Annotated in this window: 18 protein-coding genes; 4 read left to right on the forward strand and 14 right to left on the reverse strand. The window is 45.4% G+C overall.

Features of this window, described 5'->3' with window-relative positions; translation table 11 throughout:
* Positions 1-97: 97 nt before the first annotated feature.
* From QUA71_RS00985 to QUA71_RS29170, 4 genes are all read right to left on the reverse strand, one after another.
* Entirely contained in the window at positions 98-3256 is a 3159-nt protein-coding gene (locus QUA71_RS00985) for a PAS domain S-box protein (RefSeq protein ID WP_333281108.1), read from the reverse strand.
* The gene (locus QUA71_RS00990) at positions 3253-3651 is read right to left on the reverse strand and encodes a response regulator (protein ID WP_190658413.1); all 399 of its coding nucleotides are present in this window, start codon (positions 3649-3651) and stop codon (positions 3253-3255) included. Before QUA71_RS00990 ends, QUA71_RS00985 begins: the two co-directional genes overlap by 4 nt.
* 60 nt (positions 3652-3711) lie before the next feature.
* Entirely contained in the window at positions 3712-6255 is a 2544-nt protein-coding gene (locus QUA71_RS00995; protein WP_333281111.1) for a CBS domain-containing protein, read from the reverse strand.
* 159 nt (positions 6256-6414) lie between these two features.
* On the reverse strand, positions 6415-6660 hold the full coding sequence (locus QUA71_RS29170; protein WP_445243739.1) for an ATP-binding protein: 246 nt from the start codon (positions 6658-6660) through the stop codon (positions 6415-6417).
* Positions 6661-8216: 1556 nt separating this feature from the next.
* On the opposite strand from QUA71_RS29170, the gene sds reads away from it, so the two are divergent.
* Entirely contained in the window at positions 8217-9188 is a 972-nt protein-coding gene (gene sds, locus QUA71_RS01000; protein WP_190658411.1) for a solanesyl diphosphate synthase, read from the forward strand.
* A 97-nt stretch (positions 9189-9285) separates the two neighbouring features.
* On the opposite strand, the gene QUA71_RS01005 is transcribed toward sds, so the two are convergent.
* Positions 9286-9750 (reverse strand): hypothetical protein, encoded by a 465-nt coding sequence (locus QUA71_RS01005; RefSeq protein WP_333281114.1) that lies wholly within the window; start codon positions 9748-9750, stop codon positions 9286-9288.
* Between the two features lie 987 nt (positions 9751-10737).
* Between QUA71_RS01005 and QUA71_RS01010 the strand changes: the two genes are divergently transcribed.
* The 3 genes from QUA71_RS01010 (at position 10738) to QUA71_RS01020 (ending at position 13200) form a co-directional block, all read left to right on the forward strand.
* Positions 10738-11088: a hypothetical protein gene (locus tag QUA71_RS01010; RefSeq protein ID WP_172188736.1), complete on the forward strand. Its 351-nt coding sequence runs from the start codon at positions 10738-10740 to the stop codon at positions 11086-11088.
* Positions 11089-11195: 107 nt separating this feature from the next.
* Positions 11196-12716 (forward strand): stress-responsive protein Ycf46, encoded by a 1521-nt coding sequence (gene ycf46 / locus QUA71_RS01015; RefSeq protein ID WP_333281117.1) that lies wholly within the window; start codon positions 11196-11198, stop codon positions 12714-12716.
* 130 nt (positions 12717-12846) lie between these two features.
* Complete coding sequence (locus QUA71_RS01020) at positions 12847-13200, forward strand: DUF1257 domain-containing protein (RefSeq protein ID WP_006635781.1); 354 nt, start codon at positions 12847-12849, stop codon at positions 13198-13200.
* Positions 13201-13370: 170 nt separating this feature from the next.
* Here QUA71_RS01020 and QUA71_RS01025 read toward each other — a convergent pair whose 3' ends face one another.
* The 9 genes from QUA71_RS01025 to QUA71_RS01065 form a co-directional block, all read right to left on the reverse strand.
* Positions 13371-14621, reverse strand: a complete 1251-nt coding sequence (locus QUA71_RS01025; RefSeq protein ID WP_333281120.1) for a glycosyltransferase family 4 protein — start codon at positions 14619-14621, stop codon at positions 13371-13373.
* 61 nt (positions 14622-14682) lie between these two features.
* Complete coding sequence (epsE, locus tag QUA71_RS01030; RefSeq protein ID WP_333281258.1) at positions 14683-15846, reverse strand: exopolysaccharide biosynthesis GT4 family glycosyltransferase EpsE; 1164 nt, start codon at positions 15844-15846, stop codon at positions 14683-14685.
* Between the two features lie 121 nt (positions 15847-15967).
* Complete coding sequence (locus QUA71_RS01035; protein WP_333281123.1) at positions 15968-17263, reverse strand: glycosyltransferase family 4 protein; 1296 nt, start codon at positions 17261-17263, stop codon at positions 15968-15970.
* Positions 17264-17309: 46 nt separating this feature from the next.
* Positions 17310-18323: a glycosyltransferase gene (locus tag QUA71_RS01040; protein WP_333281126.1), complete on the reverse strand. Its 1014-nt coding sequence runs from the start codon at positions 18321-18323 to the stop codon at positions 17310-17312.
* A gap of 99 nt (positions 18324-18422) precedes the next feature.
* The gene (locus QUA71_RS01045; RefSeq protein WP_333281128.1) at positions 18423-18872 is read right to left on the reverse strand and encodes a serine acetyltransferase; all 450 of its coding nucleotides are present in this window, start codon (positions 18870-18872) and stop codon (positions 18423-18425) included.
* Positions 18873-19140: 268 nt separating this feature from the next.
* A complete protein-coding gene (locus QUA71_RS01050) occupies positions 19141-20199 on the reverse strand; it encodes a glycosyltransferase (protein ID WP_333281131.1) in 1059 nt (352 codons plus the stop codon).
* A gap of 172 nt (positions 20200-20371) precedes the next feature.
* On the reverse strand, positions 20372-20950 hold the full coding sequence (locus tag QUA71_RS01055) for a serine acetyltransferase (RefSeq protein ID WP_333281134.1): 579 nt from the start codon (positions 20948-20950) through the stop codon (positions 20372-20374).
* 195 nt (positions 20951-21145) lie between these two features.
* Positions 21146-22156 (reverse strand): glycosyltransferase family 2 protein, encoded by a 1011-nt coding sequence (locus tag QUA71_RS01060; protein WP_333281137.1) that lies wholly within the window; start codon positions 22154-22156, stop codon positions 21146-21148.
* 142 nt (positions 22157-22298) lie between these two features.
* Entirely contained in the window at positions 22299-23216 is a 918-nt protein-coding gene (locus QUA71_RS01065; RefSeq protein WP_333281140.1) for a histone deacetylase, read from the reverse strand.
* Between the last annotated feature and the right edge of the window lie 68 nt (positions 23217-23284).

Below are 23284 nucleotides of genomic sequence, written 5' to 3' on the forward strand. Positions count from 1 at the left end.
AAATTACCCGATCGCCTGCGGGCGAGTTTACAAATAGGGGAGCGACCTAAACCATCAATAATCCTGAGCCTGCCCCTATCCCTTCTTCTGTCATCCTTCAACAATTTCTAAACTCCTCAATCAAATCGATAATCCGATCGCATCGGAAGTTATTCGCCAAATCGGCGATCGCGCTGCGGAAACTAGCATTAATAGAAGGAATCGACAACAACAGGCGAAAAATCTCCTCGTTATCAACCGCATCCGCCGCAGAATACAATTCATCAATCCATTCAGCAGGCATAGCTTCCAAAAATGAAGTATTGAGCGTAAAAGCCAAATCAGCCGTTTCAGTTGCCATAGAAACCTCGGCGGACACCGCAGCATCAGAACTTAGCGAAGCTTCTCGATCGTAAACATAGCGGACTCCCAGATGCTTAGCCATCTTTTCCAGAATCACTTGCTCCCGAAAAGGCTTCGCTACAAAATCATTGCAACCAGCAGACAAAATCAGCGATCGCTCCTCATCAAAAGCACTTGCAGTCAGAGCAATAATCACCGTTGCTTGACCTTTCAAATGCGCTTTAATCTGTTTAGTAGCTTCGTAACCGTCCATCACCGGCATCCGCATATCCATCCAAATCAAATGAGGTTCCCAACTCGACCACATTTCCACAGCTTGAACGCCATTTTCAGCTTCCTGCACCGCAAAGCCGAGCGATGTCAGCATTCTGACCAACAGCAAGCGGCTTTCCAGGCGATCGTCAACAGCTAAAATCCGGTATTCTGGCTGTCCCGGTTCAATACCCACCACTCGGCGAGCTGTTTGAGCCACCTGAATTTCCATTTCATTAGGGAGTGAAACTTTAACATCAAATTTAAAAATGCTGCCGCGACCGAGGGTGCTTGTTACCGTCATCTTCCCTCCCATTAACTGAACGAACTGTTTGCTGATTGGCAAGCCCAAACCGCTTCCTTCTTGAGCTTTTTTCCCGCTTTCTGTTTGCGCGAAAGGTTTAAACAAATTGTCCATTTCTTCGGCAGAAATTCCTGAACCCGTGTCTTGCACTTCAAATAGCAAACAGCAATTCTCTCTTGGCGCAATATCGGAATAATTTTTATTTTTTAGCAGCTCATGTTTAATTCTCAAATTAACACCCCCTTCCGCTGTAAATTTAATAGCATTTCCAACGACATTTATTAATACTTGTCGCAACTTGCTTTCGTCAGTTTCTATATATTGAGGTAGGTCGGGTCGGAAATCAAAAATTAACTGCAAGCCTTTTTTTTCGGCTTGCAGTTTCAGCATATTTTCAGTATTTTTTAGCATTTTGTGCAAGTCGAAGGTGCTGTTATTAAGTGTCACCAGCCCGACTTCAATTTTTGACATTTGTAGAATATTGTTGATCAGAACGAGCAAATGTTCCCCGCTCTGGCTAATAATTCCTAAGTATTGCTGTTGGTCGGCACCGAGGTTTGGGTCGCGGGCCAGCAGTTGGCTGAAACCGAGAATTGCGTTGAGGGGAGTCCGCAATTCGTGGCTCATATTCGAGAGAAATTCGCTTTTTGCCCTGTTGGCTCTGTCGGCTTCTTCTTTGGCTTTTTGCAGGACTATTTCAGCTTGTTTGCGTTCGGTAATATCGCTAGCAGTGCCTGTGGTGCCGATGATGTTTCCTTCAGCGTCCATGCGCGCGATCGCCTTGGTATTTACATCAATCTTTCGGCCGTCTTTTCCTAATACTATATTTTCGTACTGAAACACATTTTTTCCCGTCAGCAAGCGCTGCTGAAGTTCCCATTTCCAGTCTATTTCTCCGGGAGCCAAGAAATCGCTAAAAGAACAGCCGAGCATTTCTTCCGGCTCGTAACCGTATATTTGTTTAACTGCTTGGTTCACAAAAGTAATGTGTCCTTGAGCATTGCAAGACCAGATAATATCTTGGGAAGTTTCAACTAAATGACGGTATTTTTCTTCGCTCTCTGCTAGGGCTATTTCTGCCAGCTTGCGTGGGGTAATGTCCATCAAAGTTGTGAATAGTTTTGTCACTTGCCCTTGGTGGTTGACAACTACTTCTCCTCTGGCTTCGATGTAGCGAATGAAGCCGGCTTCACTTATTTGTGATGGGCTATTATCTGCAGCAATTTTTGGTTCCGGGCGGAGAATTCGATATTCCAAACTGTAAGATTGCCCGCTAGCAATAGCAGTGTCGATCGTTGTTTGCCACTTTTGTCGATCGTCCGGATGCACGTATTGCGAAAACTCAGTTAGTGTTGGCGCAGGCTGGGTTGGATCGAACCCAAAAATCCGAGATAACTCTTCCGACCAAGTAGTTGTGTTGGCAGAGAAATCGCATTCCCAATTACCGACACGGGCGATTCTTTGCGCTGCTGCTAAAGAAGCCGCTACAGCTCGGAGTTTTTCTTCGGCTAATTTGCGCTCGCTAATATCTTGAATCACTGAAATCACGCAGGTTTCGCCATGAATGTCAATGATTTCTGCTGACAGCAGCCCGGTTCTGAGTTCCCCTGTTTTAGTGCGAAAATCAAATTCGTAGTTGAGAATAATTTGTTTTCCCTCTAACATTTTAAACAACTCGCCGTGGGCTTGTATATTTTCCCAAAGATTCAAATCAAGCGCCGTGCGATCGAGGATTTCTGCGGCTGAATAACCGATGGTCTGGCAAAAAGCCTCATTAATTTCTAAATAACGACCGTCATTAAGTCTGGTAATAGTAATCGGGTTGGGAGAAGAACGAAAAGCTTTAGCAAACTTTTCCTCAGACAATCGCAGTTGTGCAGTCCGCTCCTCGACTAAAGTTTCCAATTCTTGATTCAGCTTTTGGAGTTGAGAATTTTGTACCGCTAATTGCTTCTCCCTAAAATAGCTGTTAATCGCTTCTTTTACCGTCAACTTCAAATCTTCTGACTGCCAAGGTTTCGATATGTATCGGTACAATTTAGCATATTTAATAGTATTCGCTACTGCTTCTAGGTCTGCTTGCCCCGTCAGCATAATTTTGATAGTTTTTGGCAAAATTCTGTGAATCTGCTTCAGCAATTCGTCCCCTTTAATATTCGGCATCAGATAGTCGGAAATCACTGCTACGATTTCGCTGCCCTCAGCCAGTAATTCCTCTATTAACTCTAAAGCATCTTCGCCGCCTTCAGCGGTTTCTAATAAATGTTCTTCCCCCAGGGTTTTTTTTAACTCAATTTTCAAACTCTCAAGAATTATCGGTTCGTCATCCACGCAAATAATCACAGGTTTATTGTTCATATTTTTGTCAAACCCGATTTTATAGTTTCTACTAATTCTTGCCGCTCCCACGGCTTGTACAAACAACGGTGCAAGTTTGCTTGCTCCTTCACCCGTGCTATTGCTACTTCGTCGGCTTGCCCGGTCAGCATGACTTTCACAATTTTGGGATATTTTTGGTGAACCATAATCAAAAAATCATCTCCTTTAATACCTGGCATTAACCAGTCAGATACTATGACCAAAATATCACTTTCATCTTCTTTTTGAATTTCCTCGATAATTTCCAGAGCTTCATCTGCATTTTCTGCTACTTCATAGAGGTAAGCATCCCCAAATTCTTTTTTAAGTTGAATTTTTAAACTATTTAACACTACAACTTCATCGTCAACGCACAAAATTACTGGTTTAGGCATAAAACTTTACTTCTATTAAACTTTAAACTTAGGGGTATTTCCCTCTTTTTTTAATTGCTATCAAGGGATTCCGATGGGCAAGGATATAGTAAATTTTGTTTGACCCGGCACGCTTTCTACTTGCAGTTCACCTTGGTGTTTTTCCAGAATTTTTTTAACTATATCTAATCCCAAACCACTGCCTTCCCCTGGAGGTTTAGTTGTGAAAAACGGCTCAAAAATTCTCGGCATAATCTCTGGGGGAATGCCTGGACCACTGTCGGTAATACTGACTGATATTGCGTTCGCTTGGTGTTTGACATCAATTTTTAACACTCCTTTGTTGCCCATCGCTTGTAAAGCATTGTGAACCAAATTTGTCCAAACTTGATTGAGTTCATCAGGATAGCATAGCACAGAGGGCAAATTAGTACCATAGTTTCTGACTACTTCCACACCGTGTTTGATTTGGTAGTGGTAAAGCGTTAAAACAGTATCAATACCCTCGGTAATATTAGCTATTACTTTAGAACCCGACTGGTCGTAGCGAGAGTAGCTTTTCAAAGCAAAAACGATTTTTGCTGCCCTATCCGTAGCCGTAGCAATATTTTTAGTGCTTTTTTGTACCGTAGCAAATTGGTAGGCAGTTTGTACAATATTTCGACTTTGGCTGTCTTTCAACAAAGGCAAAAAACGTTCTACATTATTGCCGATGCCGATATCCAATAAAGTACAGGCAAGACTGGCGGCGTCGTCAATGTTTTCTGATTCTAATTGCCCCTGCAAAAGTTTTTTTAACTGACGTTTTTCTTTACTAGATAATGTATCTGTTTCTGGGCTGGAGTTGTGTAGCAAAGCAAAGAAATCCTCCCGCCGTTCCGGGGATAGTTCTTGAAAAAATATCGGCAACTGCTGCAATTGTTCGGTCAAGAAGTCGGCGATGTTCTGCACCGAAGAGCGAATCGCCCCTAAAGGAGAATTGATTTCATGAGCAACTCCAGCAATTAACTGTCCGAGGGCTGCCATTTTTTCTGATTGAATGAGTTCTTTTTGAGTCCGCTTCAGTTCTTCTAAGGTATGAGATAACTCTGCATTTTTTTTGCACAGCGCTGACTCGGCTATTTTGCGGGCGTTGATGTTGCGGGCAACCCAAATGACTGCATCTTTTGAGAACAGAGAAATGCAGGCGGAAAACCAAATTTCGCGGTCACAAACTGTTAAGCTGTAGTCAAAATTGAGAGTTTGTTGTGTTTCTAACACTTGCTGAACTAACACCCACCAATCATCCGGGTTGTCGTCGTCAAAAAAATGTTCTATGGTCAAGCTGACTATATCACAATCAGGCTCAGAAGCCGCTGCCACATTCGTTGGCAAAACTTCTATGTTTCGCTGACTGTCTAGCACGAGAACGATGTCGGTCATCGCTTCAAAAACGGCGCGGACTTTCCTTTCAGAAAAGTGCAATTTTTCTTCGAGCAATTTTCTCCCGCTAATTTGTTGCTGCAATTCTTCGTTACTGGCTGCTAGTTGAACCGTGCGGTCTAGAACTCGCTGTTCGAGTTCCGTGTTGAGGCGACGAACTTCATTTTCAGCGGTGGTGCGGTCTTCTATTTCCTTTTTTAACTGACTGTTGGCATTAATTAATTCTAAAGTTCGCTGTTTAATTTGTTCTTCCAAATTTTCATTTAAAATTCGCAATTTTTCCTCGACTTCTGTTCTCCGCAACGCTTCTTTTTGCAATTCTTCGTTCATTTTGTTCAACTCCTGAATTTGGTCGGCAACTGTTTCCTGCAAAAGCTCGACATTTGCGTGCATTTCTACCGGATCTAATGCCTGCAGCAGGCTAATTTCAGTCACAATTCCGGCTAAATATCCTTCCTCGTCCACCACCACCAAGCGCCGGATGCCGTGCTGCTGCATTAACTGGTGAGCCTGCCACAAGGTGGCTTTTACCTGCAACGGTATCAGCGGAAAACTCATCGCGGCAGTGACGGGAGTACGTGCGAAATCTAGTCCAGAAGCTTGGAATTTAACAATGTCGCGTTCTGTAATTATGCCCACAGGTTTTTGATTTTTGTTGTCGCTGTCAGTGCAAATGACTATGCAGCTTTTCCGCTGGGTTCTCATCTGTTTTGCGACTTCTAAAACTGAGGCGCTGCTTGAAGTAACTATTAATTGTGCAGTCATAATTTCTTCGGCGCGCCACATTTTCAGCAAGTCTGCCGGCTTGAGGATTTGACGGATGCTTTCGGAGGTGATAGCGCCTAGCAAGTTGCCACCTTCGTCTGTGAGGGGTAAATGACGGATTCTTTTCGATCGCAATATGCTCAATACCTTGAAGATATTCCCCGCTTTATCGAGGGAAATGGCGATCGGGTTTTCAGTCATTACCTCAGAAATTGCCACCCCTGCTAGCGGTATTTCGCTAGCAGTTATTTTCACCACATCGCCCTCTGTAAAAATTCCAAGCAATTGCTGCTCAAACGCGATTAAAATGCAACTGGCACTCGCCTCAGTCATGGCAGCAATTGCGACTTTCAAGGGTGTGTCTGGAGGCACCACCGGGGGTTTGGGGTCGATCGCCTGTTCTAGCAAGCTTTGGGTATCAGAAGCTGTTGTTGACATGGGCAAATCAAGGGGGATAGATGCAGGCGGAACCGGCACTTAATACCATTTTAGATTTCCGATTTTACAGTCGCGGTACGCTCACCGCAATCCTGGTTTGACATCGGTCTAGAGTTGCATTTTTAGTCACGCATTGGTAGGGTTTTTAGTACGATTGCGCTAAACGGCGATCGGAATTGACACAATACACGTCCTTTGACCGATAACTGATGTTACTTCTATTTTACCCAAATGTTTTTCCACACTTTTTTTAACAATCTCCAGTCCCAACCCGCTGCCTTCGTCGGCGGGTTTTGTGATAAAGAACTGCTCAAATATTAGTGACCAAATTCCCCGACAATTCAGTGACCACTGACGAGCAGGCTCTGATTTTCTGCTCTCACCTCTACTTTTAAAACTCGGCAATTATCTATAGATTGTAAAGCATTGTGCATCAGATTTTTTATCCAAACTTGTTTTAGTTTGTCTGGCTCAGACAACAATTTAGGCAGTCGAGCTTGATAATTTATGACAATTTCTACTCTGTGTTTTAGTTCTTTTAATCAAGACTTAATAGATTTTTAATGAACCAGTAATATTGGCACGTAGGTTTTTTTTAACTTAAAAAAATATATTTTTTTAAGTTAAAAATTACTTTGGTGGCTCTCTCTAGCAAATTATCTTCTTGGGAAGCTGTGAATAAATGGCAGAGACTATCTTCCTGACTCAGCAAGTTAAGCACCCTTTGATGAAATATTTGATGGCAGTGCAAGTTTATGGATGCCTTTAGTTGAGCAAGCAGGTTGCTAGATTCAGAAATTTCGTGTTTTATTTCTGTAATTTCTTGCCCTACAAAATAGGAATATTGAGATTTTTGGCACAATAACCGATAACTTCAAACTCAGCGTTTTTGAGAGCACTTTAATAGCTTTCTCGGAATATTGGCCGGGTTTCCCTGACATGAAACTTGCTGTGAGCGATACAAGCTGCTACTAAATATAATATCCTGTCTCAGAGGCTGTGGGCATTGAACATCGATAACTGTAGCTACGTGTTGCAGTAACTAGCAGCCCAGAAAATCATGGTACCCGCAATTGTAAATAATAACCCTGCCTTTGCGCGCAAGCATTCAAGGCAGGGTTATTATTGAGTATTCCGAATTCTCAAGGGTGAAGCGAGGACGCTGCTGCCGACTTCGGCTGCCCAGCAGTGCACTACTCGCCCAATCGAGTGATTTTAGCGCTGCGTTCGGCCAACATCAGCAGTACATAAATAGTCATTACATAGCCGGCGGCCAGAATGGGAATAATTAGAGGAATATCGCGATAAATCATAATTAGAACCAAAAGTCAAGGACGAGGAGGAGCAGGACAAGTTCAAGACCTACTACATTAAGTCAGTACGCAAGACCATGCCTTGGTTCTGAAGGCTGTTTTTCCATATCAAGCCTGCGGGAACATTTAGGCGTTCCCGGTCATCTATAATGATTTACTGCTTTACAGATGCTTAAACAGCCTAAAACCATCCACTTTAGCTGCTTTGAGCTACCGTGCACATAAGATGCGCTACTCTTAACTTCTGAAAACTTTTAGCCGCGAGGAACTAAAAATCTGTCCCAGAAATTTTGGCTGCGATCGACTAACAAGGCTGGCTCTACGAAACTTTTACAGGCACCTAAAAGCTACCTGCCAGTCTGGCTGTACTTAATGTATAGAATTGTTTAAATCCTTAATACCCATAATAACACAGGGTTTCTGGGATTTAGAGATTTTTTGGCAGTGTCCTTAACAATTCGATACAATAGGGGCAACCCCTCTGGCAGCCGGCTACTCACCTCTGGCAGGCGGGTGATTCCCATCGGGTGGCAGATGACAAATAACTGCCGATCGCCTAGATTTTTCTTTTCTATTGCAGAGAATTACCTTAAAATAAAGATATGATTTGTAAAATTTTGTTACTTTACGGCTTGAGTCGGCGTATCCATGATCTCTAGCACTCTCCTATTTTCCTCGGTTGAAGAAGACCTGCGACTGTTGACAGAAAACTTAAAACAGTTAGTGGGTGCCCGTCATCCCATCTTGTACGCGGCTGCAGAATACTTATTCGGCACAAAGGGAAAACGAGTGAGACCCGCAATCGTTCTGTTGATGGCCAAGGCGACTATGCCCGATCGGGAAATCACGGAAAAACACCGCCGGCTCGCTGAAATCACGGAAATGATCCATACAGCTAGTCTCGTACACGACGACGTGGTGGACGAGTCGGATCTGCGGCGGGGAGTGCCGACGGTTCACAGTCGGTTTAACAACCGAGTGGCAGTATTGGCGGGAGATTTTCTGTTTGCTCAATCTTCCTGGCATTTGGCAAATCTCGACAACCTGCCAGTAGTCAAACTGCTTTCAGAAGTGATTATGGATTTAGCTGAGGGGGAAATTCAACAGGGACTCAATGGATTTGACACCAGCTTGTCGATCGAAGCGTACCTAGAAAAAAGTTATTACAAAACAGCGTCTTTAATTGCCAACAGTTCCAAAGCAGCGGGCTGTTTGAGCGAGGTTTCAGCGGAAATAGCAGACGATTTGTACAACTACGGTCGCAACATTGGTTTGGCATTCCAAATAGTAGATGATATATTAGATTTCACCGCTTCAACGGAAACTTTGGGGAAACCGGCAGGCTCGGATCTCAGAAGCGGTAATCTGACCGCACCAGCACTATTTGCCCTAGAAGAAAAGCCTTACTTGGAAGTTCTCATAGAACGCGAATTTGCCCAAGAAGGAGATATAGAGCAGGCCCTGGCACTTGTAGAAGATTCTAAAGGCATAGAGCGATCGCGAGAACTAGCCACAAATCACGCACAGAAAGCCGTCGAATACTTAGCTGCGCTGCCTCATTCAGAGTCCCGTCAAGCTTTGATTGATTTGGCTGAATACGTTTTGAGTAGACTTTATTAGAGGTTAAAAAGTTACATTTTATTGGTAATGGGGAATTGGTAATGCGTAATTCCCAATTCCTAATGCCCTGTTACCAATAAATAGAAAATTGAGTTGTTTAGGCAATATCCGGCGGTGGAGCCGATCGATACTGTTGCAAGTAAACGTTAATTAAGCTCTGTATTTGCTCGCGAGGGATTTCCGTCCCGACTTCCTGATTGCCGGGACTTTCAAAAAAAACAATGCTGTCAAGACCTTCAAGAGCTATCATCTGAAATAAAATGTGAGTGACAGGCAAAAGCACCGGTCTGAGGCGATCGCCCCCAGCAGCCGCAGCCTGCGACGCATCTTTAAGACTGTTCCAAGCATAAATCACCCTCTTCTCCCGTCCCGGTTGCTTGAGATTGCTCAAAACCACGATCGCCCAACTTTGGTCTACCGCTTGTAGGATCGAGTATTCGAGGTGCTGTAGCTGTTGGGCAATTAACACCAGTGCCGGGGCGATCGCCTTTAAGATTTGTGGCGTCGAACCGTCGGGCGGAGCTTTTTCGATCAATGCTTGAATCTGTTGGTCTAAATCCATCAGTCAGTTCTTTGATATCTAAAATTAAAAATTTCAGGTTAGCAGGTCCGCATCCAAGTATATATTACCCAGCACTGCCCTATTAAAGATAAGCTGACACCCATCTAAATTTAATATTTAGCACTCTAGAGTCCTTGTAGCGAGCATTGGGGCAAAAAAATTAAGTGCGTAACAGCTTACACAATGTCATCCAAAAAGTCTAACCATAGGGTGCTGAGCGCTAGCGCTGTCAAGGTGTGTTAAATCTGAGCCCGATAAAAAGCCGAAAACGGCTATTTCACGTTCGGATTTTTCACACTTAAAGCAATAAAAACTGCTTGGGGGAGCTGGGTTTCAAAATCAAAACGCCCAAAGTTAGTAACTTCGTTGTTTACTGAGTCCACCGGTGCTTGCGCCGCACTCTACAAACTCAACCTCGGTGCCGCATAGCACCCTACACCTACAAACTACTACATTTCCAACGTTTGAGGGACTTTTAGCCCAAGCTTTTGAGCCACTCAAGAGCGAGCTGACTATCAGCACCCAGCCCGCTCATGAGTGCAATCTACGTGTTTGCGTCCTTGTAGCCGTTGGGTATTGGCAATAGATATTATTTATTACGAGTAGTTTATTTGAGGAAGAAGATTTATCGATCGCCCGTTATGACATTTCAAGCCTTTGGGGGCATTCTTCACCACTCATGAGCGGGCTGGGTGCTGATGGCGCACCTTACCCCAGATGGCGACTCAAAGAATTTATTGGCCCTACTCCTCTATATCTATTGTTCATATTTATAGTTGGTCGATCGTCCTTGACGCTACCCCTGCCTGCCGCTGCACCTCGGCCTCATCAGCTACAACCCTAAGTTTTTCGTTTTTAACAGCCCCAGAGTTACCTCATATGTAACGAAATATTACAAGATGACGCTAAAGCAGCATAGAGGCTTGACAGCAAAGAATTAAGCGGCTAATCTGATATACATACCCGGGTAAGTCAATTCACTGTCATATGCAAGAAAAGCAAAAAGTTACATTGTATCTTCCACCAGAACTGCATCGCCAGCTCAAAATCCGAGCCGCAGTCGAAACTGAACCGATGTCATCAATTGCAGAAAGGGCAATTGTCTTCTACCTAGGAAATCCCGAACTGGTTGACGAAGTAGAAGCCTCCTACGGACAAACCCATCGGGTATACAACTGTCCAGAATGCACGAGTTCAGTAGTAATGCGAGATGGAGAACTGGCATCCGTAACAAGTCAGCCGAGCGTATTGGCTGAACAGGATCTTCCAGTAAAGCAGGTGTCGGGCGTCAGCGCCAGCACGGCCAAACCGGGAGAGGAAGAATTGGTTCCCTGCTAAGAATGCCTTGCTTCCCCAAAAAGCTAAAACTGAAATTTTCAGTAAGAGGGCGAAGGGCAGCATTGAGATTCAGCAAAGATAGCACCGTCTCTAGTGGGTCGAGGACTATGCAAGAAGAGATCAGTATTCTAATCCAAGCTCAATATCCTCTGATCTACCTCGTGACATCCGAGGAAGAGCGGTGTGAGCAAGCAATTTCGACAATAGCTCAAGCAAAACCACAGCGACGAGTATTTATCTGGACTGTAACTCACGGCATTGTGGAGTATGGTCAACCCCGCACCACCACCCAACACAACACCGTCTCGCCAGAGGCAGCAATTGAATGGGTGATCAGGCAGCGAGAACCCAACACTAACGCTAGCATCTACATTTTCAAAGATTTGCATCCTTTTATAGATTCTCCTCCGGTAACGAGGTGGTTGCGCGATGCGATCGCCAACTTCAAAGGAACGCAAAAGACAATTATACTGATGTCTCCTTTGCAGCAAATTCCGATCGAGCTAGAAAAGGAAGTAGTGGTATTAGACTTCGCGTTGCCAGACATGAAGGAACTAAACCAAGTATTGTCTGGTCAGTTGGAGCAAACGAAATCGCGACGCATTACCACAGAAGCGCGAGAAAAACTTTTAAAAGCAGCCTTGGGATTGACCAAAGACGAAGCTGAAAAAGTTTATCGTAAAGCCCAAGTTTCGACTGGGCGCCTCACAGAAGAAGAAGTAGACATAGTTCTTTCGGAGAAAAAGCAATTAATTCGGCGCAACGGCATTCTAGAGTTCATTGAAGAAGACGAAACCCTAGATGCAGTCGGCGGTTTAGAAGAGCTGAAGCGGTGGCTGAGACAGCGTTCCAACGCCTTTACAGAAAGGGCGAGAGAATACGGTCTGCCCCAACCAAAAGGGATGTTAATTCTCGGCGTACCGGGATGCGGAAAATCGCTGATTGCCAAGACCACCTCCCGCCTCTGGGGACTGCCCCTGCTGAGGCTAGATATGGGTAGAGTCTACGACGGCTCGATGGTGGGTCGCTCGGAAGCAAACCTCCGCAATGCCCTCAAAACCGCAGAATCCATCTCTCCAGCGCTCCTCTTCATCGACGAACTAGACAAAGCCTTTGCAGGAGGCACTGGTTCGGCCGACTCAGACGGAGGCACATCCAGCCGGATTTTCGGTTCCTTCCTCACTTGGATGCAAGAAAAGACTTCCCCAGTCTTCGTAATGGCAACAGCCAACCGAATCGAGCGGTTGCCGGGAGAATTCTTGAGGAAAGGCCGATTCGACGAACTCTTCTTTGTTGATCTGCCTACCAAAGAAGAACGCCAAGATATATTTAAGATTCACCTGTCTAAGCGGCGTCGGGAAATTACTCGCTTCGATTTAGAGCAACTTTCCAACGTTTCCGACGGCTTTTCAGGTGCAGAGATTGAGCAAGCGCTAGTAGCAGCAATGTACGAAGCCTTCGCTCAAGATCGAGAGTTTACGCAGCTAGACATCATCGCGGCCATTAAATCCACAATGCCACTGTCTAAAACAATGACCGAACAGGTCACCGCCCTGCGAGATTGGGCTAGACAGCGTGCACGGCCCGCTGCGTCTTCCGTCGCTGAATACCAGCGAATGGAATTCTAAAAGCTTTCTCCTGGTCCAAACAGGAGCAAAGGCTAGCAACAGCTAGCAGTTCGATTCAAGAGCCGCCCAGCGGCACCGTTAAATCCAGACCGTTGTTGTTTCTCTCTCAGTTTTATTAGGAGGAAATCCAATGTCTCACTTTAGCACTCTGCGTACCAAAATCACCGATGCCGAAATCCTGAAAGCTTCTCTGCGCGACTTGGGCATTTCAGTCAAGTCAGAAGCCGATGTTCGTGGCTATAACGGTCAGCGCGTTCGCTCCGACATCGTAGCGATTCTCGAAGGCGAATATGACCTAGGTTGGTCTCGCAATAGCGATGGTTCCTTTGACCTGATTGCCGACCTCTGGGGCGTCGCCAAAAAACACAATCAAACTGAGTTAATCAACTCCATTAACCAGAAGTACGCAGTTAACAAGACCTTGGCCGCTGTCAAGCAGCGCGGTTTGCAAAATGCCAACGTTAAGCTGGTAGTGCAAAACTAATTGATCTGCAAGTTTCCAAGCTCGCGGGTTAACCAAACAAACGGGTTAACCCGTTTTTAGATCGCTAGGATGTAGAGGGGGGTCTTTGGACCGCCACATACTTTTTTAGCACCCCCAAGCAGCAGCTTTCAGGTTGAAAGCTGCTGCTTTATGCTTTAATGGTCGGCTACCTAATGCTTCGAGCAATGGTCGATCGTTTGTTGATAAATTTCAAGTATTCGATCGACTTTGCGTTCCCAGTCAAAATGCTGCCGGATCCGCTCCCGTCCAGCGCTACCCATACTCTGCCGCAACTCCGCCGACAGGGCGAGCTTCAGCATCGCATCAGTCAGTCCTTTCACAAAGCCTTCTTTAGAAGCTGGTTCTACTAAAATACCGCAAGTGGAATTTAGATAATCCGCTGGGCCCCCCCAGTTCGTTGCTATGACCGACAAGCCCACTGCCATTGCTTCCAGAACTACGGCTCCCCCCGGCTCTCGCAAACTCGGGAAAACCATTGCATGAGCTTGTTGCATTTTGAGAGCGCACTCCTCCTGAGACAGCCAGCCACTAAATACAACGCTGCTGTCGATGCCTAAACGAGCTGTTTGAGCTTCGAGTTCCCCTCGGATGTACCCATCACCGATGATTTCCAAGACTGCATCGGTTTGAGCGGCGACGGGCGCGAAGGCTTCTAGCAGCAAGTCTACACCTTTCCAGTCTTCCAGGCGCCCCAAGAACACAAAATGAACCTGCCCGGCCCGTGCTGTTGATAAGCTAGATTCCGATCGCCACACAGAGAAATCCACGCCGTTTTCCACAAGTTCAATAATTTTACCCTGCACCCCAGATGGAAGTGCCTGCTTTGTGCGATCGTTTGCCACTAACAGCGTCTCGGCTTTGATTTTACCGGGCAAAAGACGATTGAAGAAATCGACGCACTGGTGACCGATCGCGATTAAAAGATCGATGGTCGGATTTTGGCGCGCTCGAAAGGCCAGAGGAAATTTAACCGACGTGTTCATCGGTCCGATAACTACCGGCACCCCCAATCCGAACATCAACGAAGGAACTGTTGCCGAGACTGGTGTCGGTTCGTGTACAATATCAATCTGGTGTTCGCTCACGAGCCGGCGGACAATACGACGCTGTAGCACTTGGGTGTACAGGTGACTGAGCAGCCCAAAAGTAAATTCATTCACTCTTGCAGGGATAAATCCCCCGCAATTGTCAAGCAGCCGGTGCAGCCAAGTGTCGGGTACAAAGTGCATTCGATCGCGGTCTTCTGGAAACAGCCCTGTGAGTTCTGCTTGGGTGCGCGCGTGCACTACTAACCATGTCTCTATTTGGCGCGATCGAAGTATCCTGAAGTAGTTGACCGGCAGCAATGACTCGCCGCCGAATTTAGTTGAGGCGTTCTGAGCAACAATTAAAAGTCGCATAACTTGTTTTGGGTCCCCCTGGATTGATGCACTCTGAGAGGAAATTTATTCTTTGGAATAACTAAGACGGGTTAGTTATTCCAAGTTTTTCCAAGCACTGAGCTAAAGTTTCTGCACTGCGGCCGTGGCTAAATTTGGCCAGGATTTTTTTCCGGGATTCCTGACTGATGCTCAAAGCAAGTTCTGGATTTTGGAGGAGATTGGCGATCGCGTCTGCTAATTGCTCGGGGGCTTCAGGTTCTACAAGTAACCCATCAATGCCGTCATCTATAAGCTCCTTTACTCCTCCTGACCCTGTAACTACTACAGGCATCTCCATTGCCATCGCTTCCATGATCGCGACACCTAGAGGTTCGTGCCAACTGGCAAGGGCAAATACCTGTGCTTTTTCTAGGGACTCATTGACGGTATTTTCAGACACCGCACCGAGAAGGGTAACACAACTTTTCAAGCCAAGCTGTTCGATCAGCTTTTCTAACTCCAGGCGGTAGCCACTGCCACCCTGTTCGTCTTCTCCAGCAATTTGCAGCTCAACATTAAATCCTCGTTTTCTGAGTATATCTATCGCAGCAATCAAATCCGCATGACCTTTACATCTGTTGAGACGTCCGCAACTAAAAATGTGGCAAGCATCACTTCCATTCCATGCGGAATATGGTGTTTTTCTCTGGAAACGGGAGAGGTCAACCCCCATAGGAGCTATTTCAACCTTTTGAGGAAGATGACCCGCAAGGCATTTGTTCACTTCGTCATAAAGCTTTTTAGTAACGACTATTGCAAAAGCAGAAAAGTGCCATTTCTGTTCTTGGTTAGGGCCGTAGTCAGTTAGGGGGCCGTGCAGCGTCAGGCTATACGATACTTTTGAGAGTAATGAGGCGAACATCGCTATACTGGCGGCATTGGCACAGGAATGAACGTGGATGTGCGACCAACCTTTTGTTCTTGCTAACCCTGCTAGTTTGCCAGCAACAAAAACCAATGCCAATAGCCGAACCTTTTGAGATAAGGATGTGTCACTCGCTTTGGCAATAACTGCGAGGCACTGCCACCATGCAGGGGGACCAGCTTTGAGAACCTCTAGGAATGAGTTAATAAAATCTTTCGCAGCAAAGGGAAATAGATAAACAGTATTTTTTTGAGCTTCTTCTGCCCATACGTGAGAAGCGATCGCTCTGGGGGGCGGTTGAGTGGATACTAAATCTGTTTCAATTCCCAGTTCTGCAATAAATTGTCGCTACCGCTAGAAAAAAATGTGTGTTTGTCCTGGAAATTGTGGAATAAAGTATCCAATTTTTGCCTTCATTTCGTACCTGCTTTCTAATTTTTAACTCAACAATATCCCTCTACTATGTCGATGCACTAACACTTTTCTCACCGAGCATTTTTTCGTAAATCTCGACGATTTTTAGGGCTTTGTTTTCCCATGCAAATTCTCTGGCTTTTTCGATCGCCTTAGCTGACATACTTTCCCGCAGCCGATCATCTTCGACTAACAGCTTAATTTTACTTGTCAACTCCTGGGTGAGATACTCTCTAGAAATCGGCTCGATCTTAAAACCAGTTTCTTCATTCACGTATTCACCAATACCGCCGTTATTCGCCACTATGCAGGGGAGTCCGCAAGCCATAGCTTCCATTACCACTGCGCCACCAAACTCTCGGCTCGAAGGGAAACAAAAAATATCTGCTTTCCTGTAATAATCCACAGTTTCTGATTGATTTACCCATCCTGCAAAGCGGACTATTTCGCCTAAATTAAGCTCCTTTACTCGGTTTTCCAAGTTATTTCTTTCCGAGCTATCTCCTACGATTGTTAAGCGTATTTTACTTTGAATTGCCAGGGCTAATTTCCCAATAGACTCTATGACAACATCGGCGCATTTGTAAGGCACTAATCTGCCCACAAAAAGCAAATTGATATGGTTGACATCTTTCTTGGGGATATTTGTCTGACTTAAAAATTCCTCGGAAATGCCATTTTCGTAGAACAAATCAATTCTTTTCTCAGGGATTGCAAACAAATCCTTTAGCATATTTAAAGTATAGGTGGAACCTGCTAGGATTTTGTCGGCTTTTTTGTAAGTTTCTACATAGCCTGGAATTAATGCTCGACCAACTGCTCTCAAAAAGTTGAATTGAGCAAATTCTTGTCTGGCCGTTTCTTGAAAGCCTGGTGGAAATGGAATGCCCCCATTCACAGGCCCTAGAATAAAAGGAGTCTGCTGACACACACTGACTACCTTAAACGGATATCGCGGCATCATCGGGGTAATTGCATGAACTATGTCATAATCTCCCTTGAGGATTTTCCCTTTAAATTTTTGATAGACTTGCTGATTAAATTCCTCATAAAGTGGGTAGCTCAAGGCATTATAAAGAGGCCAATTTACTCGTCCATTTGCGGTAATTTTGGCGACTATTTTATAATATTGTTGGCTTAAGTTTTCTTCTTCAAGATAGAAAATTTTTTCGTATTCCGGGTGTTTTTCTATAGCTGGTTTATTTCTAATATGGGTAACGAGGGTTGCATCAACTAAGTTGTTAATTTTTTGAAAAAAATTGTATCCGACCAAAGGTACAGATGCCCAGTCAGGATTGCACTGCTCTACAATTAGTAAAACTTTTAATTTTTTATTACTCATTTGTTGGCTAATCAGGGGTGGACTTTCTGGGACGTTAGCTGTAATTCTAGCTGGCTGAATTAATAGAGTTGGTTGTTTTGTATTCGATTAGCTTGCTCTGCTGCCCCAGCAATCGGCGCTGGTGAAACTGGATTTGACCTTGTAGCTGGGGAAATTTGGCTAATACACATGAAAAAGCGTAGATGGCTGCCTCTTTAGTTCTGAGCTCCCGATGCTTTATATAATAGTTATAGGTGCGATAGGTTGCTAAGGGGTAGCCACTCAATAGTAACAAGCTCCAGCCTTGTGTCGGCCATGTCATTGCCAAGGCTAGGGCTGGCAAGACTAAGCCCCAAAACCAGGTGCTGCGGGTTTCTTTGACCCAATGGCGCTCTGGTTGGCTTCCGTGCATCCAGGAACCTTCGGCATAGGCGTGACCCGCTCTTTGAGCCCGCTTCCACCACTGAGCGAAACTGGTCATTTGCGCGTCGTGCAGGGTCATTTCTGCGTCTAAGCGAAGAATTATCCAACCTTTTTGGCGGAGTCGCAAGCAAAGTTCGGGTTCTTCGCCGGCTATTAGTGCAGGATTGAAACCCTCGACTTGCTGAAATGCGGTGGCGCGCATCATGGAGTCGCCACCGCAGGCTTTGGTTTCGCCGATGGGGGTATCCCACTCGATGTCGCACAATTGGTTGTAGATGCTTGCTTCGGGGTATCGTTCGCGCCTGCGCCCGCATACTGCTGCGACGTCTGGTTTGGCTGCGAGTTCGCTGTAGGCCCGATCGATCCATCCATCAACTACTTCGCAGTCACCGTCCACAAATTGGACAAATTCGATGTCTGGCGCTAGTTCCACCAAGCGGGCAAAGCCTTCGTTTCTGGCGCGTGCTGCGGTAAACGGTATAGATAAGTCTAGTTCTACTGTATCGGCTCCGATCGATCGGGCTAACTCTAGGCTACCGTCTGTTGAGCCGGAATCGACATAGACGACGCGGGCAACTTTATTGGTGGCCGAGACTAGGCATTGGCGGAGGCGCTGCCCTTCATTTCGTCCGATCGCTACTAATCCAATTTGTTTCAAGTTTTACCTCTTAAATTCGACTACTGAGTAGTTCGTTTTATATTTTAATAAAAGTCCAGCTAATTTCATAATTTTTCTGCGACTTCTAGAAATTATTTTTCATACTTCCTGGGTTTTTTTTTCGATGATTTTTGCGGGAATTCCCACTGCAGTTGCACCTGGTGGCACGTCACAAATCACCACAGCATTAGCACCAATCAAAGCATGATCGCCGATTTTCACATCAGCAACAATTGTCACCTGTTGAAGAATCAGACAGTTAGGGCCAATGGAAGCACTGGGATGAATGACAATGCCATTAGGATGAGGCAGCAGTAGTCCTCCTTGTAGTTGGCAGTTTAAAGGGATGTCTGTTGCCGTTACAACGCTCCCAAATCGATGCTGGATAACGTTCCAACGGCATAAAATATATCCTGCAATTCCACCCTGCTTCTGCCACTTTTGATAGTGGCGGATAGATTTGAGCAGTTGGCGACTGGGCTCCCACCACTTGCTAGATTTTTCGCGGCTCCAGTCTGCTTCTGTAGCAGAAATGATTGACTCAACCATTGTTTGTGCAGTGTTTTAATGATGTAGACTATTGTGCTTATTTGTGAAGTTTACCTTGAGAGGAATCTCTAACTTGAGTAGGGAGAGTGCTTGAATCTCCGCAGAGTTATGGTTGACTTTTTAATCAATCTACCTAGGCTTATTTGTTAAAATTTGGTTGTGCCAAAGCCATCGATCGCGCCTCCATTGAAGCTGATGTATCACTGTATAGTGTGACACCCGCAACTGTACGAGCTGTGGTTCGATTTTGAGGCACTGTAAGTTGCTTTTATGCCGATCTAGAGTTGTAGAGTCCTGACGAAAGAGCGTGTTCTAACAACCACTGCCGATTTTCTTCGCTACCGTCGATCCAACGTTCAATCATCAATGCCCATTTCACCGGAATTTGTAACCTTTTCCAGGCATCAGCTGCCACCAATGAGATACTTTCATAAAGAGCCGAGTCTGACAGCAATTTTTCAATCTGTGCCGCTAAATCTCTAGAGTCGCTAGCCGAAAATATCATCGCATTCTCTTGATGTTTTAAGTTGTTCTGAAACAATGGGTGATCTGAGGCAATAATAGGAGTTCGAGAACACAGAGCTTCATAAATTGTCATTGGGACTCCTTCTGCATATGCATGGCGACTGGGAATGACAACTAGGTCAGCTTCTCTCATCAGATGTACTACACGATTGTTTTCCAACAATCCCAGGAACTGTACCCGGTCTTCTACTTGCAATTGTTTGGCTTGTTTGGTAAACTTTTCGATTTCGCCTCCACCTGCTATCTTTAAATTCATTGATAAATTCTTGGCTTTTAACTTGGCTACGGCTTCTATAAGATCGCCAACGCCTTTAGATTCTGTAATGCTGCCGATGTAAACTAGATCCCAAGTGCTTTTACCAACTGGCAGTGTTTTCTGTGTGAACAAATCTGGGGTAACAGTAGAAGGCCAATCCCAAGGAATTATTTTACTCGATTTTACACCTATTTTTTTAAGATATAGGCATAAATTAATACCGTGATTTCCTATCCCTTCAATGTGATTGTTATTTAATACGCTAGCTAGCCAATAAGTTTTAATTTTGTTGCCCCAACCTTCGGTTGAAAAAGAGTCTGCTAACGTGGCTATTGTTTTAACTTTTTGTCGGATTGCCCATTGAATAATTTCTCTAATCGGGGTTCGCAAAACTAAATGAGTAGGCTTTTGTTCTGCTATCAAGCGAAGTAAGTTTTTCATCTGAATTTTACCTTGAAATCCGGTACCGATTGCTCGTACTCCCTTTGCTAAAACTCGATTGTAAGGTTCGGCTGTTAAGCAACAAATAACTGTAACTTCCTCCATCAGCTTGCCAATTTCAGCAACTGCGTCAACCGAATATTTTTGAGCAGAGTATGTTTCTCCTTTACCTTCAGCAAAGCGTTCAAATGATTCGCTGTAATCGCCGGCATACTGGACTATTAATAAACGCATTTTACTAGCCTTCCGTTGTCAACTGACTTGATTGATTTTAGCATTAAGTGTCGGAATTTTTAGTAGATTGAAGAATCTTGGCTGGGATGCCCACTGCTGTTTTGCCTGCGGGAACATCTGACAAGACGACTGCATTGGCACCGATATTTACGTCGTCTCCCAAGTTTACTTTTCCGAGGATTTTTGCACCAGCGCCGACGTTAACCCGATCGCCCAATTGAGGGGATTCTAGCGGTTTGTCCAAATAGCGGTTTCCCAACGTTACACCTTGGCGGATAATGCAGTCGTCGCCGATTTTACAATATCCGTGAATAATAATAGCGTTTTGATGTTCAATCACCACGCGCCGCCCGAGCTTCACAGTGTAAGGCAAGTCTATCCCGTAACTATTGCGGACTTTTCGGTAGAGTGCTCGATAAATAATGCTAAAAGGAGCTCGCAGTAATTTCGGTTCTACCTGCATTCTCCAGACGCCAAAACGCTGCACTGCTACGGCGCGAAATCCCGGTTTTGTCCAATCTCGACCATGAGCAATCCAGTCTTCTTTAATTTGCTGCCACAGTCCCAGGCCGGGGCCTTCTACTTGATTTTCACTCGTGATTAAGTTTTGCTCAGTTACCATAAGCTCTAATTCACACTATTTCTTGTTTACTCTATTGCTAGATGCCGACGATATTAATTGGTTTCTCAGCTTTTTGAGGAAGGAGCAATCTGCTTTTATCGATCGAGAATACTAATTTCTCGGCTGCATCATAAAATATTTTGCTTGCCTAGGTTAACATGGTTTAGTTGGCTTTGACCGATTTACCAACTTTCTTTAAAAGTTTTTGGATTTTTCAATCTTACCCCCCTTAAAAAATACACTATTTAATACAAAATCCCTCAGCAATTGTGGTGGATCGCTATCTGGTTTGCCTTGAAGTACGCGGCGCACCCTCCAGGCTGCAAAACCCGAAGCCCAGGATACATCAGTTAATGCTGTGTAAACCAAGCCGTAATTTTTGATAAAGTACCTACGCCGGGAATCAAACCAATAGGTGGGTCGCCTCTTGGCGGGCTTTTTGGTGTCAGTGACGCCTGAGCTTTGGCCGACTAAGTGGACAACGCGACTTTCGGGTACGTACCAGCAACTCCAGCCAGCTTTGTTCGCTTGCAGGCAAAAGTCCATTTCTTCGCAGTACATGAAATAAGCTTCATCCATCAAGCCAATCTTTTCAAATACTTCGCGACGGACGATCATGCTGGCTCCAGCTACCCAATCAGTTTGACAGGTTTCTTGGGAAATGGGAGGCGCTGCGGCCCAGTTGGCTAATAACTTGGATATAAAGCCTGTGCGCCAACCAAAATCGAGTTCGGTCAAGAGGTTGTGAAACCGAAAAGCTGACTCCTGGGGAGTGCCGTCGGGGTCTTCCAAGCGGCTGCCGGCGATGCCGGCTTCGGGGTGGGAGTCCATGAAATCGACGAGGGCTTTTAAGGCACCGGGGCGAACAATGGTGTCTGGGTTGAGCAGCAGGAAGTAAGGGGGGGGATTGGTGGATTGGAGGGCGGGACGGATCAGGGCGTTGTTGCCGAAGGCAAATCCGCCGTTGCGGTCTAGGGGAACGAAGGATGCCCATTCGCTCCAGCCTTCAGAGGCGATCGCACTACTAATTTCTTCGACTGAGCGATCGCCTGAAGCATTGTCGGCAACTGCGACCCGCATACCGGGCAGCGATTGCACTTCGCTAACTAGAGAGCGCAAGCAGTCAATTGTCAAACTAGAGGTTCGGTAGTTAACAATGACAACCAGCAGTGGATACGGGTGATTGGACTCGCGGGCATTGGACATAGGTGCGGTTGTTTGTTTAACAACTTTTTAGCTCAAGTTGTACCCATCTGGCAAGCAGGAGCGCTCGCTAATAGTATTTTTAGTTGTTTGGGTGAGGGAGACAGTTTTTTCTGCCATATTTCGGAAGTATCGCCGATCAGGATCAAAGTCGATACTGCCTGTAGGCTTGACTGGCGGCTCGGTGCAGCAGCGAATGCCGGTAAACTAACCCCTTAGCGTCATCGGAATAGCCCCCGCCAATCACGCAGGCAACGGGATAGCCGCCAGCCAAACACGCCATCAAAACTTGCATTTCCCGGCGAAATAAACCCGTATCAGTTAAAGCTAATTTTCCCAGTTTGTCACCGTGATGAGGGTCTACTCCAGCATCGTACAAAACTAAATCTGGCTTGACATTTGAAAGCAAATCAGGTAAGAATTTATCCAATGTTTGTAAATATTCGTCGTCCTCCATACCCACAGGCAAAGGTACATCTAAATCGCCCTTTTGTTTAGTGCCGGGAAAATTTACTTCGCAGTGCATTGAGAAAGTAAAAACGCTGCTGTCATCTTGGAATATTACGGCGGTTCCGTCTCCTTGGTGGACATCTAAATCGACAATTAAAACTTTGCGAACTAAACCATTTTTTTGTAAGACGCGAGAGGCGATCGCCAAATCATTAAAAATACAAAAACCAGACCCAAAAGCAGGGAAGGCGTGATGAGTTCCGCCTGCAGTATTGCAAGCCAAACCGTAGTCTAAAGCGAGCTTGGCAGTTAGTACAGTTCCTGCAACCGCAGTGCAAGTGCGATTAACAAGGGCGCGACTCCAAGGCAGACCAATTCGCCGAGTCGCTTTGTTATCGAGCGTCCCGTTGCAGTAAGCTTGAACATAGGAGTGGTCGTGGACTAATTCAATCCATTCTTGAGGGGGAAGTTCGGGAGCGTGAAATTGCGATTTATCTGCTACCCCGTCCGCGAGCAGCATCTGGTAAAGCATCCGAAACTTTGCCATCGGGAAGCGGTGATCCGGTGGCAGAGGTGCAACGTAATCTTCGTGGTAAATAATTGGTAAGTCCATTAAAATTATTGTATAACGAATGAATCTCCAATTGAAAGCCTGCAATCTCAAATTTTAATTCGCTGGAG

Origin of the sequence: Microcoleus sp. MON1_C5 (genome assembly GCF_036701875.1) — a bacterium.
Taxonomy (GTDB): domain Bacteria; phylum Cyanobacteriota; class Cyanobacteriia; order Cyanobacteriales; family Microcoleaceae; genus Microcoleus.